Genomic DNA, 13,069 nt, shown 5'->3' with positions numbered 1-13,069 from the left:
TACGGTTTACAGGAGGTGGGCTACGCCAGCTTGCTCGTCTTGCAGCTCTTTCAGCGTGATGTTGATGCGTTCCTGGCTGAAGGCATCGACTTCCAGGCCTTCTACCACCTTGTATTCGCCGCCTTCGCAGGTCACGGCAAAGCCGAACATGGTGTCCTTGGGGATGCCGTACTGGCCGTCCGACGGGATGCCCATGGTGACCCACTTGCCGTTGGTGCCCAGGGCCCAGTCGCGCATGTGGTCGATGGCGGCGTTCGCTGCCGAGGCAGCCGACGATACGCCGCGTGCCGCGATGATGGCCGCGCCGCGCTTGCCCACGGTGGGCAGGAAGGTGTTGGCGTTCCATTCCTGGTCGTTGATCATGGTCTTGACGCTCTCGCCGTTGATGGTGGCGAAACGGTAGTCGGCGTACATCGTGGGCGAATGGTTACCCCAGACAGTCAGCTTCTCAATATCGGCCACGGCCTTGCCGGTCTTGGCAGCCACTTGGCTCAAGGCGCGGTTGTGGTCCAGGCGCAGCATGGCGGTGAAGTTCTTGCGTAGCAGGTCCGGCGCGCTCTTCATGGCGATGTAGGCATTGGTGTTGGCGGGGTTGCCGACCACCAGCACCTTGACGTTGCGGCTGGCCACCGCGTTCAGGGCCTTGCCCTGGGCGGTGAAAATCTCGGCATTCACGGCCAGCAGTTCGGCGCGTTCCATGCCGGGGCCACGGGGGCGCGAACCGATCAACAGTGCGTAGTCCACATCCTTGAATGCGGTCATCGGATCGCCGTGGGCTTCCATGCCGACCAGCAGCGGGAAGGCACAGTCTTGCAGTTCCATCATCACGCCCTGCAGGGCTTGCTGGGGTTTTTCCATGGGGACTTCGAGCAGTTGCAGAATCACCGGCTGGTCTTTGCCCAGCATTTCGCCCGAGGCGATACGGAACAGGATGGCGTAACCAATTTGACCAGCGGCACCGGTAACGGCAACGCGAACAGGCTTCTTGCTCATGAGAAAACTCCAGGAAGTTGTGAAAAAGGAGGTTGACGTGTGCCAAGCCAGCGCCTGGACACCATAAATCAGCGCAGAGTTTACTCTCGAAAACCCGTACGTGCCAATTTGTCTTATGTCTTATATAAGATATGATTCGATCGGTTTCAAGTTGTAGCGTTTATGTTGTTTTTACGATTTGTCCATGGCCCATATCGCCCCCTCCCCTGTTGATTCCTTGCACACCGGCACCGAGCCCGGTGGGGCTGCTGCATCGACGACACCGGCCTTCAGCCCGCTGTACCAGCAGATCAAGGGCCTGATTTTGCAAAGCCTGCAGGCGGGCGAATGGAAACCCAGCGAAGCCATTCCCAGCGAGATGGACCTGGCCGTGCGGTTTCGGGTGAGCCAGGGCACGGTGCGCAAGGCGATTGACGCGTTGGCCGCCGACAACATGCTGGTGCGCCGCCAGGGCAAAGGCACTTTTGTGGCCACCCACGCCGCCCAGCACGTGCCTTACCGTTTCCTGAAGCTCACGCCCGACGTGGGCAGCGCCACCGAAGAAGGCCCGGCTCAGCGCGACATCATCGACTGCAAGCGCCAGCGCGCCAGTGCCGATGTGGCCCGCGCCCTGGCCTTGCGGCCCGGCGACGCGGTGCTGCAGGTGCGCCGGGTGCTGTCGTTCCCGGTCAACGGGGACTTTGTACCCACCATTCTGGAAGACCTGTGGCTGCCCGGCGGCCCCTTCAAGGGCCTGACCGCCGAGCGCCTGGCGGCCTACCAGGGCGCGATGTACGCGCTGTTTGAAACCGAATTCAATGTGCACATGGTGCGGGCCGACGAAAAAATCCGCGCTGTGCACCCCGATGCCGAGCAGGCCCGCCTGCTCAAGGTGGCCGCCACCGCCCCGCTGCTGAGCGTGGAACGCGTGGCCTACACCTACAACGACGTGCCCATGGAGCTGCGCCGCGGCCTGTACAGCACCCTGACGCACCACTACCACAACGAACTTAGTTGAACCAGTGCCGGGGCCAATTTTGATGTGACTTATTCGTCTTTGCTGCATTGCAATAGAATTTTGCAGGCAGCATTCTTAAAAATTACAACGCAGTTACCAACCACGAAAGCCCACCTATGACAGAGATTGCCTCTAGCGCCCGCCCCAAGCGGCCCGAATTCCGCAACATCAATGCGTTAAAAGATCTGCCCACCTACCGCATGGCACCGGCGGCCTGGGTGTCCATCCTGCACCGTATCAGTGGCTTCATCATGTTTTTGTTGATGCCTTTCATCATCTGGATGTTTGATGCTTCGGTGTCCAGCGAAATCTCGTTTGCCAAGTTCAAAGCCGTGTTCAACATGGGCGCAGGTTTTGTGCCCGGCTTCTTCTTCAAGCTGGTGGCTTTGGCACTGATTTGGGCTTATTTGCACCACTTTATTGCAGGCCTGCGCCACTTGTGGATGGACACCAGCCACGACGCGGTGACCAAGGAATTCGGCGCATCGTCGGCCAAATTCACCCTGGCACTCAGCATCGGCCTGACCATCGTGCTGGCAGCCAAGCTGTTCGGCCTGTACTAAATCCCCCCGGAGCAACTCAACATGTCGGTTAATTACGGATCCAAGCGCGTCGTCACGGGCGCACATTACGGCTTGCGCGACTGGCTGGCGCAGCGCGTCACGGCAGGCATCATGGCCTTGTTCACGGTGGTGGTGCTGGCCCAGTTGCTGCTGACCAAAGGCCCCATCGGCTACGACCTGTGGGCGGGCATCTTCGCTGCGCAGTGGATGAAGATCGTGACCTTCTCGGTCATCATCGCCCTGCTCTACCACGTGTGGGTGGGCATGCGCGATATCTGGATGGACTACGTGACATCCATGGTCTGGCTGCGTCTGCTGCTGCAAATTTTCACGATTATCTGGCTGGTCGGCTGTGCTGGCTGGGCGATCCAGGTGCTCTGGCGCCTTTAAAGAAGACTCGATAAAAGCAACATAAAAATGACCTACTCCAAAGCCCACATTTCCAAGCGTAAATTTGATGTCGTGATCGTCGGAGCCGGTGGCTCGGGCATGCGCGCCGCACTCGAATTGTCCAAAGCCGGCCTGAACGTGGCCTCCCTGTCCAAAGTGTTCCCTACCCGCAGCCACACCGTGGCCGCACAGGGTGGCGTGAGCGCTTCACTGGGCAATATGAGCGAAGACAACTGGCACTACCACTTCTACGACACCATCAAGGGTTCCGACTGGCTCGGCGACCAGGATGCCATCGAGTTCATGTGCCGCGAAGCCCCCAAGGTGGTCTACGAGCTCGAACACTTCGGCATGCCGTTTGACCGCAACCCCGACGGCACCATCTACCAGCGCCCCTTCGGCGGCCACACCGCCAACTACGGCGAAAAGCCGGTGCAACGCGCCTGCGCTGCAGCCGACCGTACCGGCCACGCCATGCTGCACACCCTGTACCAGCAAAACGTCAAGGCCAAGACCAACTTCTTCGTCGAATGGATGGCGCTGGACCTGATCCGCGACGAGGCGGGCGATGTGGTCGGCGTGACCGCACTGGAAATGGAAACCGGCGATCTGCACATCCTGCAGGCCAAAACCGTGCTGCTGGCCACCGGTGGCGCAGGCCGTATTTTTGATGCGTCCACCAACGCCTTCATCAACACCGGTGACGGCCTGGGCATGGCGGCGCGTGCCGGTATCGCCCTGCAAGACATGGAGTTCTGGCAGTTCCACCCCACTGGCGTGGCCGGTGCGGGCGTATTGCTGACCGAAGGCTGCCGTGGCGAAGGCGCGATTTTGCTCAACAGCAATGGCGAGCGCTTCATGGAGCGCTACGCGCCCACCATGAAAGATCTGGCCCCGCGCGACTTCGTATCGCGTTGCATGGACCAGGAAATCAAGGAAGGCCGTGGCTGCGGCCCCAACAAGGACTACATCCTGCTGAAACTGGACCACCTGGGTGCCGACACCATCCACAAGCGCCTGCCTTCGGTGTACGAAATTGGCGTGAACTTCGCCAACGTCGACATCACCAAAGAGCCCATCCCCGTGGTGCCCACCATCCATTACCAAATGGGCGGCGTGCCCACCAATATCCACGGCCAGGTGATCGAGCAAAAGGGCGAGGTCAACAACTCGGTGATCAACGGCCTGTACGCGGTGGGCGAATGCGCCTGCGTCAGCGTGCACGGCGCGAACCGCCTGGGTACCAACTCGCTGCTGGATTTGCTGGTGTTTGGCAAGGCCGCAGGCCGCCACATCGTCGAGTTCAACCAGAAGAACAAAGAGCACAAGCCCCTGCCTGCCGACGCAGCCGACCGCACGCTGGAGCGCCTGAACCAGTTGCAAGCCTCGTCTGAGGGCAGCTACTGCCAGGAAGTGGCCGCCGAAATCCGCACCGCCATGCAGCTGCATGCAGGTGTGTTCCGCACCCAGGTCAGCATGGACGAAGGCGTGCAGAAGATCGCCGATATCCGCAAGCGCGTGGCCAGCATCACCCTGAAAGACAAGTCCAAGATCTTCAACACCGCCCGGATTGAAGCCCTGGAAGTGGACAACCTGATCGAAGTGGCCCAGGCCACCATGGTCTCGGCTGCGGCCCGCCGCGAATGCCGCGGTGCCCACACGGTGTACGACTACGAGCACCCTGCCGACCACGACCAGTTCCCTCTGGGCCGCAACGACAAGGAGTGGATGAAGCACACCCTTTGGTACAGCGCCGACAACCGCCTGAGCTACAAGCCCGTCAACCTCAAGCCCCTGACGGTAGACAGCATTCCACCCAAAGTGCGTACGTTCTAAGCACGACTAGGAAAACCCATGACCAAACGCACCTTCCAGATCTACCGCTACGACCCGGACACCGATGCCAAGCCCTACATGCAGACCATCGAGATCGAACTCGACGGCCATGAACGCATGCTGCTGGACGCGCTGATCAAGCTCAAGCAACAAGACCCCACCCTGTCGTTCCGCCGCTCCTGCCGCGAAGGCGTGTGCGGCTCGGACGCGATGAACATCAACGGCAAGAACGGCCTGGCCTGCCTGACCAATATGCTCACGCTGCCCGGCACCATCGTGCTCAAGCCCCTGCCCGGCCTGCCGGTGATCCGCGACCTGATCGTGGACATGACCGACTTCTTCAAGCAGTACAACTCGATCAAGCCCTACCTGGTGAACGAGAGCCTGCCGCCCGAGCGTGAACGCCTGCAAAGCCCGGAAGAGCGCGACGAATTGAACGGCCTGTACGAATGCATTCTGTGCGCCAGCTGTTCCACCAGCTGCCCCAGCTTCTGGTGGAACCCCGACAAGTTTGTCGGCCCCGCCGGTCTGCTGCAGGCTTACCGCTTCATCGCCGACAGCCGCGACGACAGCACCGCTGCCCGCCTGGACAACCTGGAAGACCCGTACCGCCTGTTCCGCTGCCACACCATCATGAACTGCGTGGACGTGTGCCCCAAGGGCCTGAACCCCACCAAGGCCATCGGCAAGATCAAAGAGCTGATGGTGCGTCGCGCCATCTAAGGGCTGTTGGTGCAGCCACTTTCTCCCTCCACCGAACCGGTGGCACCCGCTGCCGGTTCGGACTTGCTCGGTGAGCGGGCTCTGAGCAAACTGCGCTGGCGCTGCCGCCGCGGTTTGCTGGAAAACGACTTGTACATCGACCGCTTCTTCCAAAAGTTTGCCGACACGCTGACCGTCAGCCAGGGGCAAGCAATGCTGGATCTAATGGATTTAAGTGACAACGATTTGCTGGACCTGCACTTGGCACGAAAGCCGCTTGCTGAGGTCGAACCCGCGCTGGACCGCAGTGACGTGCACGAAGTTTTGAGTATGTTGAGAAACCGCTGAAAGGGCAATGAAATGAAGTTAGCAGAAAACAAAGCCACTCTGTCGTTTAGTAACGGCAGTCCGAGTGTCGAACTCCCGGTGTACCAGGGCAACGTAGGACCGGATGTCGTGGACATCCGCAAGCTCTACGCCCAGACCGGCATGTTTACCTACGACCCGGGCTTTTTGTCCACTGCGTCGTGCCAGTCCGCCATTACCTACATCGACGGCGACAAGGGCGAACTGCTCTACCGTGGCTACCCCATCGAGCAACTGGCCACCGGCTGCGACTTCATGGAAACCTGCCACCTGCTGCTGTACGGTGAGCTGCCCAACCCCACGCAAAAAGCCGACTTCACCAAGCTCGTGACCAACCACACCATGGTCAATGAGCAGATGCAGTTCTTCCTGCGCGGTTTCCGCCGTGATGCCCACCCCATGGCCATCATGACCGGGCTGGTCGGTGCGCTGTCGGCCTTCTACCACGACAGCACCGACATCACCAACCCGCAGCACCGCGAAATCGCAGCCATCCGCCTGATCGCCAAGATGCCCACGCTGGTCGCCATGGCCTACAAGTACACCGTCGGCCAGCCGTACATGTACCCCAAGAACAACCTGAGCTACGCAGGCAACTTCTTGCACATGATGTTCGCCACGCCCTGCGAAGAGTATGTGGTCAGCCCGGTGCTGGAACGCGCCCTGGACCGCATCTTCATCCTGCACGCCGACCACGAGCAAAACGCCTCCACCTCCACCGTGCGCCTGTGCGGCTCGTCGGGCACCAACCCGTTTGCGGCCATCGCCGCCGGTGTGGCCTGCCTGTGGGGCCCTGCCCACGGCGGTGCCAACGAAGCCTGCCTGAACATGCTCACCGACATCCAGAAAATGGGCGGCGTGTCCAAGGTCGGCGAGTTCATGGAAAAGGTCAAGGACAAGAACTCCGGCGTCAAGCTGATGGGTTTTGGCCACCGCGTGTACAAAAACTACGACCCCCGCGCCAAGCTCATGCAAGAGACCTGCAAGGAAGTGCTGGCCGAGCTGGGCCTGGAAAACGACCCGCTGTTCAAGCTGGCCATGGCCCTGGAAAAGATTGCCCTGGAAGACGACTACTTCGTCTCGCGCAAGCTGTATCCCAACGTGGACTTCTACTCCGGCATCGTGCAGCGCGCCATCGGCATCCCCACCCCGCTGTTCACCGCCGTGTTCGCCCTGGCCCGCACCTCGGGCTGGATCGCCCAGCTGAATGAAATGATCGGCGACCCCGAGTACAAGATCGGCCGCCCCCGCCAGCTGTTCACCGGCTCGGTGAAGCGCGACGTGTTGCCTATCGCGACCCGTTGATCTAGTCAGCCCCTGAAAAAACCCGCCGACGGCGGGTTTTTTTACGCCTGCGTGCATCCGCTATTTATTCAGTAGCTGCTCACGCTTATTCCATAAGCACAAGGTGCCTAAAACGTATAAATTCTGTAGAGTGCGGGCACGATGCCCACCATCGCAAATCCAGACGACCAGCATGCTTTAAAGGGGAGAAAATAGCCCTTCCATCGCCCACCGCGATGTCCCAACACCGTAATGCAACCCACCGAACGCAACTTCGCCCGCCGCATGGACCTCACCTCGCTCCAGCTCTTCGTAGCCGTGTGCGAGCTGGGCAGCATCGGCCGCGCGGCGGAGCGCGAGTTCATAGCCGCCAGCGCCGTCAGCAAGCGCTTGAGCGACCTGGAAGCCACCTTGGGAACAAAGCTGCTGGTACGCCACACCCGGGGCGTGGACCTGACCCCGGCGGGCGAAAGCCTGCTGCACCACGCCCGCAGCATGCTCTACAGCCTGGAAAAGATGCAGGGCGAGCTCAGCGAATACGCCTTTGGCGTGCGCGGCCATGTGCGCATCCACGCCAGCATTTCCGCCGTGGTGCAGTTTTTGCCCGAAGACCTGGGCGCGTTCTGCCGCACCCACCCGCAGGTCAAGATCGACCTGGAGGAACACCTTAGCTCCGAAGTCATCCGCGCGGTGCAAGAGGGCGCGGCAGATCTGGGCATCTGCAACACCGCCGGGGGCGTGGGCAGCCTGCAAACCCTGCCGTACCGGCAAGACAATTTAGTGCTTATTGTGCCGGTAGCGCACGTTCTATCGGCGCGAGCAGCTATCAATTTTGATGAGACCCTGGATTTCGACCATGTCGGCCTGCAGGCCAACAGCTCTATCTACCAGGCCATGCACCAAGCCGCCGCCGCCCAGGGCCGCAGCATCAAGCTGCGCATCCACGTGGCCGGGCTGGATGCCATGTGCCGCATGATCGCCAATGGCCTGGGCATCGGCGTGATGCCACAGCGCGCGTTTGACCTGATGCACAACCCCCAGCTCTGCGCCGTGCCGCTGCAAGACGCGTGGGCCACCCGCCAGATCGGGCTGGTTGCGCGCGATTTTGCCACCCTGCCCGTCACCGCGCGCCTGCTACTCGACCACCTCGCTGCAACCTAAAATAAAGCCCCCACGAAAGACCCCCCATGGCACGCACCCTGTACGACAAAATCTGGGACGAACACGTCGTCCACTCCGAAGAAGACGGCACCGCCATCCTCTACATCGACCGCCACCTGGTCCACGAAGTCACCAGCCCGCAGGCCTTTGAAGGCCTGCGCCAGGCGGGCCGCAAGGTGTGGCGCATCAGCTCCATCGTCGCCACCGCCGACCACAACACCCCCACCACCGGCTGGGAGCTGGGCTTGGATGGCATCACCGACCTGGTGAGCAAAGAGCAAATCACCACGCTGGATGCCAACATCAAGGAATCCGGCTCGGCGGCATACTTTCCGTTTATGTCCAAGCGCCAGGGCATCGTGCACGTCATCGGCCCTGAAAACGGTGCCACCCTGCCCGGCATGACCGTGGTTTGCGGCGACTCGCACACCTCGACCCACGGCGCATTCGGCGCACTGGCGCACGGCATCGGCACCAGCGAGGTCGAGCACGTCATGGCCACGCAAACCCTGCTGGCCAAAAAGGCCAAGAACATGCTGGTGCGCGTGGAAGGCACCCTGCCCAAAGGCTGCGGCGGCAAAGACATCGTGCTGGCCATCATCGGCAAGATCGGCACCGCAGGCGGCACCGGCTACACCATCGAGTTCGGTGGCTCGGCCATCCGCGCCTTGAGCATGGAAGGCCGCATGACGGTCTGCAACATGGCCATCGAAGCCGGTGCCCGCGCCGGCCTGGTGGCGGTGGACGAAAAAACCGTGCACTACATCAAGGGCCGCCTGTTAGCACCCAAAGGAGCCGAATTCGATGCGGCCGCCGCCTACTGGCGCACCCTGCACAGCGACCCCGGCGCGCACTTTGACGCGGTGGTCGAACTCGATGCCAGCCAGATCATTCCGCAGGTCACCTGGGGCACCTCGCCCGAGATGGTGCTGGGCATCGATGGCCGTGTGCCCGATCCCGAGAAAGAAAAAGACAGCAACAAGCGCCTGGCCATCGAGCGCGCGCTGACCTACATGAATCTGCAGCCCGGCAAGGCGCTGAACGACATTTTCGTGGACAAGGTGTTCATCGGCTCCTGCACCAACAGCCGCATCGAAGACATGCGCGAAGCCGCCGCTGTGGTGAAAAACCTGGGCCAGAAAGTCGCCAAAAACATCAAGCTGGCGCTGGTGGTTCCCGGCTCCGGCCTGGTCAAAGAGCAGGCCGAGCGCGAAGGCCTGGACAAGATCTTCATTGCCGCAGGCTTTGAATGGCGCGAACCCGGCTGCTCCATGTGCCTGGCCATGAACGCCGACAAGCTGGAGCCCGGCGAGCGCTGCGCCTCCACCAGCAACCGCAACTTCGAAGGCCGCCAGGGCGCAGGGGGCCGCACCCACCTGGTCAGCCCGGCCATGGCCGCTGCGGCGGCGGTGCACGGCCACTTTGTCGACATCCGCCAGTTCTCCTGATTGGAAAGAACCCCATGAAAAAACTCCTCCTCTTGGTCGCCACCGCCCTGGTTTTGGCAGGCTGCAACACCGTGCACGGCATCGGGCAAGACGTACAGCGCGCTGGCCAGGCCATCGGCAACGCGGCGAAATAACATGCAAAAATTCACCATCCACACCGGCCTCGTGGCCCCCATGGACCGCGAAAACGTCGATACCGACGCGATCATTCCCAAGCAGTTCCTCAAGTCCATCCGCAAGACCGGCTTTGGCCCGAACCTGTTCGACGAATGGCGCTATCTGGACGCGGGCTTTCCCGGCCAGGACCCGGCCACGCGCAAACCCAACCCCGACTTCGTGCTGAACCAGCCGCGCTATGCAGGTGCCTCGGTGCTGCTGGCGCGCAAGAACTTTGGCTGCGGCTCCTCGCGCGAACACGCGCCCTGGGCGCTCGACCAGTACGGCTTTCGCGCCATCATTGCGCCCAGCTACGCCGACATCTTCTTCAACAACAGCTTCAAGAACGGGCTGCTGCCGATTGTGTTGCCCGAAGCCCAGGTGGCCGCGCTGTTCGATGCCTGCCTGGCCTTCCCCGGCTACCAGCTCACGGTGGACCTGGAGCGCCAGGTGGTGGTGATGCCGCAGGGCGAAGAGCTGCCTTTCGAGGTGCAGGCCTTCCGCAAATACTGCCTGCTCAACGGCTTTGACGACATCGGCCTGACGCTGTTGCATGCCGACAAGATCAAGGCCTTCGAGGCCGAACGCCTGGCCACCAAGCCCTGGCTGGCACACACCACGCTGGCAGGCGCTTAACTATCTTTTTTATAGCTGCTTGTGCTTATGGAATAAGCGCTGGCGGCCCATTTTCTATAAATTCAAAAAATGACTTCTCTGAAAATTGCAGTATTACCCGGTGACGGTATCGGCCCGGAAATCATGGCCGAGGCCATCAAGGTACTGGACGTGCTGGACCTGCCGTTCGAGATGGAAACCGCCCTGGTCGGCGGTGCCGCCTATGACGCGTTTGGCCACCCCCTGCCCGATGCCACCCTGAAGCTGGCCAAGGATGCCGATGCCGTGCTCTTCGGTGCCGTGGGCGACTGGAAATACGACACCCTGGACCGCCCGCTGCGCCCCGAGCAAGCCATTCTGGGCCTGCGCAAAAACCTGGGCCTGTTCGCCAACTTCCGCCCCGCCATCTGCTACGAGCAGCTGGTGGACGCGTCCAGCCTCAAGCCCGAACTGGTGGCCGGGCTGGACATCCTGATCATCCGCGAGCTCACCGGCGACATCTATTTCGGCCAGCCGCGCGGTCGCCGCACGGCGGTGGACGGGCATTTCCCCGGCTCCGAAGAAGCCTTCGACACCATGCGCTACAGCCGCCCGGAGATCGAGCGCATCGCCCACGTCGCCTTCCAGGCCGCCCGCAAGCGGGACAAACGCGTTACCAGCGTGGACAAGGCCAATGTGCTGGAAACCTTCCAGTTCTGGAAAGACGTGGTCACCGAGGTCGGCAAGGAATACCCCGACGTGGCGCTGGACCACATGTACGTGGACAACGCGGCCATGCAGTTGGTCAAGGCCCCCAAGAAGTTCGACGTGCTGGTCACCGGCAATATGTTTGGCGACATCCTCAGCGACGCGGCGGCCATGCTCACCGGCTCCATCGGCATGCTGCCCTCGGCCAGCCTGAATGCGCAGAACCAGGGCCTGTACGAGCCCAGCCACGGCAGCGCACCCGACATCGCGGGCAAAGGCATCGCCAATCCATTGGCTACAATATTGTCCGCTGCCATGATGTTACGTTTCTCACTCCAACAAGCCGACGCTGCCGACCGTATCGAGTCTGCGGTGCAATCCGTGCTTGCCCAAGGTTTGCGCACCGTGGACATCTATTCCGCAGGCACAACCAAGGTGGGTACGCGGGAAATGGGCGACGCTGTCGTTGCCGCAATTACCAAGACAACCAAAGGCTGATCCAGCCCGGTTCGTCACGCCCTCCCCCGGCTCGACGAGCCGGGGCTAAAAACTCATTTTTTAAAAGGGCGATGGTATGAAAGTAGGTAACTTAGTAGGTTTGGTAGGCTGGCGCGGCATGGTCGGCTCGGTGTTGATGGACCGCATGCAGGCCGAGGGCGACTTTGCCCTGATCGAGCCGATGTTCTTCTCCACCTCCAACGCCGGTGGCCCCGCCCCCGCGCAAGCCAAAAACGAAACCACGCTGCAAGACGCGTACAACATCGACGCGCTCAAGCGCTGCGACATCATCCTGACCGCCCAGGGCGGCGACTACACCAGCGAAATTTTCCCCAAGCTGCGCGCTGCAGGCTGGAACGGCCACTGGATCGATGCCGCCAGCACCCTGCGCATGAACGACGATGCCGTCATCGTGCTCGACCCGGTCAATCTGCCAGTCATCCAAAAAGCGCTGAGCCAAGGCGGCAAGAACTGGATCGGCGGCAACTGCACCGTCAGCTGCATGCTGATGGGCGTGGGCGCGCTGTACAAGGCCGGCCTGGTCGAATGGATGACCAGCATGACCTACCAGGCTGCATCGGGTGGCGGTGCCCAGCACATGCGCGAGCTGCTCACCCAGTTCGGCACGCTGAACGCCGAAGTCCGCCCCCTGCTGGACGACCCCAAATCCGCCATCCTGGAAATCGACCGCAAGGTGCTGGCCAAGCAGCAAAACCTCAGCGCGGCCGAAATCGCCAACTTTGGCGCGCCGCTGGGCGGCTCGCTGATCCCCTGGATCGACAAAGACCTGGGTGACGGCTCCAGCAAGGAAGAATGGAAAGCCGGTGCCGAAACCAACAAGATCCTCGGCCAGGGCCCCAGCTTCGGCACGGCCATCACCCCGGTGGACGGATTCTGCGTGCGTGTGGGTGCCATGCGCTGCCACAGCCAGGCGCTGACCTTCAAGCTGAAAAAGAACGTGCCCCTGGCCGACATCGAAGCCATGATCGCCCAGGACAACGACTGGGTCCGCGTGGTGCCCAACACCCGCGAGGCCACGGTCAAAGACCTGACCCCCGTGACGGTGACCGGCACCATGGGCATCCCGGTGGGCCGCATTCGCAAGCTTGCTATGGGACCAGAATACCTGGGTGCGTTCACCATTGGCGACCAGTTGCTGTGGGGCGCGGCCGAACCCTTGCGCCGCATGCTGCGCATCCTGCTGGCCGCATAACGCGGTGAGCAGCCGCGTACCGGGCAGTTAACGTGTATTTGGTAGTATGTAACTTAATGCAACATCGGTGAGAGCCGGTGTTGCCACCGTCAGCGCCTTGCGTCAGCTTGTCAGCCTAAGACATTGATGTTATGGTGATTTTTCCTGTTTCAGTGTCGTA

The 13,069-nt window shown here is 61.5% G+C and carries 14 protein-coding genes; 13 read left to right on the top strand and 1 reads right to left on the bottom strand.

Annotated elements, in window-relative coordinates; all coding sequences use genetic code 11:
• Positions 1-6: 6 nt before the first annotated feature.
• A complete protein-coding gene (locus AC097O_RS07910) occupies positions 7-993 on the bottom strand; it encodes a malate dehydrogenase (protein ID WP_479592272.1) in 987 nt (328 codons plus the stop codon).
• A gap of 184 nt (positions 994-1,177) precedes the next feature.
• Here AC097O_RS07910 and AC097O_RS07905 point away from each other — a divergent pair, with 184 nt between their 5' ends.
• The 13 genes from AC097O_RS07905 to asd all read left to right on the top strand — a co-directional run bounded on the left by AC097O_RS07905 (position 1,178) and on the right by asd (position 12,909).
• Positions 1,178-1,990: a GntR family transcriptional regulator gene (locus AC097O_RS07905; RefSeq protein WP_479592271.1), complete on the top strand. Its 813-nt coding sequence runs from the start codon at positions 1,178-1,180 to the stop codon at positions 1,988-1,990.
• Positions 1,991-2,106: 116 nt separating this feature from the next.
• Complete coding sequence (gene sdhC / locus AC097O_RS07900; RefSeq protein WP_315185913.1) at positions 2,107-2,553, top strand: succinate dehydrogenase, cytochrome b556 subunit; 447 nt, start codon at positions 2,107-2,109, stop codon at positions 2,551-2,553.
• A gap of 21 nt (positions 2,554-2,574) precedes the next feature.
• Positions 2,575-2,943, top strand: coding sequence for a succinate dehydrogenase, hydrophobic membrane anchor protein (gene sdhD, locus AC097O_RS07895; RefSeq protein ID WP_479592270.1), 369 nt, complete (start codon positions 2,575-2,577; stop codon positions 2,941-2,943).
• A 27-nt stretch (positions 2,944-2,970) separates the two neighbouring features.
• The gene (gene sdhA, locus AC097O_RS07890; protein WP_479592269.1) at positions 2,971-4,779 is read left to right on the top strand and encodes a succinate dehydrogenase flavoprotein subunit; all 1,809 of its coding nucleotides are present in this window, start codon (positions 2,971-2,973) and stop codon (positions 4,777-4,779) included.
• An 18-nt stretch (positions 4,780-4,797) separates the two neighbouring features.
• Positions 4,798-5,502 carry a succinate dehydrogenase iron-sulfur subunit gene (locus AC097O_RS07885; protein ID WP_315185904.1) on the top strand — a complete coding sequence of 235 codons (705 nt, stop codon included), beginning with the start codon at positions 4,798-4,800 and terminating at the stop codon, positions 5,500-5,502.
• Between the two features lie 9 nt (positions 5,503-5,511).
• Positions 5,512-5,829: an FAD assembly factor SdhE gene (locus AC097O_RS07880; RefSeq protein ID WP_315185901.1), complete on the top strand. Its 318-nt coding sequence runs from the start codon at positions 5,512-5,514 to the stop codon at positions 5,827-5,829.
• Between the two features lie 12 nt (positions 5,830-5,841).
• Entirely contained in the window at positions 5,842-7,152 is a 1,311-nt protein-coding gene (gene gltA / locus AC097O_RS07875) for a citrate synthase (RefSeq protein ID WP_315185899.1), read from the top strand.
• Between the two features lie 231 nt (positions 7,153-7,383).
• Positions 7,384-8,292: a LysR family transcriptional regulator gene (locus tag AC097O_RS07870; protein WP_479592268.1), complete on the top strand. Its 909-nt coding sequence runs from the start codon at positions 7,384-7,386 to the stop codon at positions 8,290-8,292.
• A gap of 26 nt (positions 8,293-8,318) precedes the next feature.
• Positions 8,319-9,740: a 3-isopropylmalate dehydratase large subunit gene (gene leuC, locus AC097O_RS07865; protein ID WP_315202141.1), complete on the top strand. Its 1,422-nt coding sequence runs from the start codon at positions 8,319-8,321 to the stop codon at positions 9,738-9,740.
• A 14-nt stretch (positions 9,741-9,754) separates the two neighbouring features.
• The gene (locus AC097O_RS07860; RefSeq protein ID WP_479592267.1) at positions 9,755-9,874 is read left to right on the top strand and encodes an entericidin A/B family lipoprotein; all 120 of its coding nucleotides are present in this window, start codon (positions 9,755-9,757) and stop codon (positions 9,872-9,874) included.
• Position 9,875: 1 nt separating this feature from the next.
• Positions 9,876-10,532 (top strand): 3-isopropylmalate dehydratase small subunit, encoded by a 657-nt coding sequence (gene leuD / locus AC097O_RS07855; protein WP_315185888.1) that lies wholly within the window; start codon positions 9,876-9,878, stop codon positions 10,530-10,532.
• 78 nt (positions 10,533-10,610) lie between these two features.
• On the top strand, positions 10,611-11,696 hold the full coding sequence (leuB, locus tag AC097O_RS07850) for a 3-isopropylmalate dehydrogenase (RefSeq protein ID WP_479592396.1): 1,086 nt from the start codon (positions 10,611-10,613) through the stop codon (positions 11,694-11,696).
• 76 nt (positions 11,697-11,772) lie between these two features.
• On the top strand, positions 11,773-12,909 hold the full coding sequence (asd, locus tag AC097O_RS07845; RefSeq protein ID WP_479592266.1) for an aspartate-semialdehyde dehydrogenase: 1,137 nt from the start codon (positions 11,773-11,775) through the stop codon (positions 12,907-12,909).
• Positions 12,910-13,069 lie beyond the last annotated feature (160 nt).

This window comes from Rhodoferax sp. LS1P39 (genome assembly GCF_056521425.1).
The sequence above is the reverse complement of the archived record's forward strand: the minus strand, read 5'-3'. Positions and strand labels throughout refer to the sequence as shown.

Coding starts and splice junctions, on each gene's coding strand:
- AC097O_RS07910 (WP_479592272.1), bottom strand. CDS start 993: ATGAGCAAGAAGCCTGTTCGCGTTGCCGTTACCGGTGCCGCTGGTCAA.
- AC097O_RS07905 (WP_479592271.1), top strand. CDS start 1,178: ATGGCCCATATCGCCCCCTCCCCTGTTGATTCCTTGCACACCGGCACC.
- sdhC (WP_315185913.1), top strand. CDS start 2,107: ATGACAGAGATTGCCTCTAGCGCCCGCCCCAAGCGGCCCGAATTCCGC.
- sdhD (WP_479592270.1), top strand. CDS start 2,575: ATGTCGGTTAATTACGGATCCAAGCGCGTCGTCACGGGCGCACATTAC.
- sdhA (WP_479592269.1), top strand. CDS start 2,971: ATGACCTACTCCAAAGCCCACATTTCCAAGCGTAAATTTGATGTCGTG.
- AC097O_RS07885 (WP_315185904.1), top strand. CDS start 4,798: ATGACCAAACGCACCTTCCAGATCTACCGCTACGACCCGGACACCGAT.
- gltA (WP_315185899.1), top strand. CDS start 5,842: ATGAAGTTAGCAGAAAACAAAGCCACTCTGTCGTTTAGTAACGGCAGT.
- AC097O_RS07870 (WP_479592268.1), top strand. CDS start 7,384: ATGCAACCCACCGAACGCAACTTCGCCCGCCGCATGGACCTCACCTCG.
- leuC (WP_315202141.1), top strand. CDS start 8,319: ATGGCACGCACCCTGTACGACAAAATCTGGGACGAACACGTCGTCCAC.
- AC097O_RS07860 (WP_479592267.1), top strand. CDS start 9,755: ATGAAAAAACTCCTCCTCTTGGTCGCCACCGCCCTGGTTTTGGCAGGC.
- leuD (WP_315185888.1), top strand. CDS start 9,876: ATGCAAAAATTCACCATCCACACCGGCCTCGTGGCCCCCATGGACCGC.
- asd (WP_479592266.1), top strand. CDS start 11,773: ATGAAAGTAGGTAACTTAGTAGGTTTGGTAGGCTGGCGCGGCATGGTC.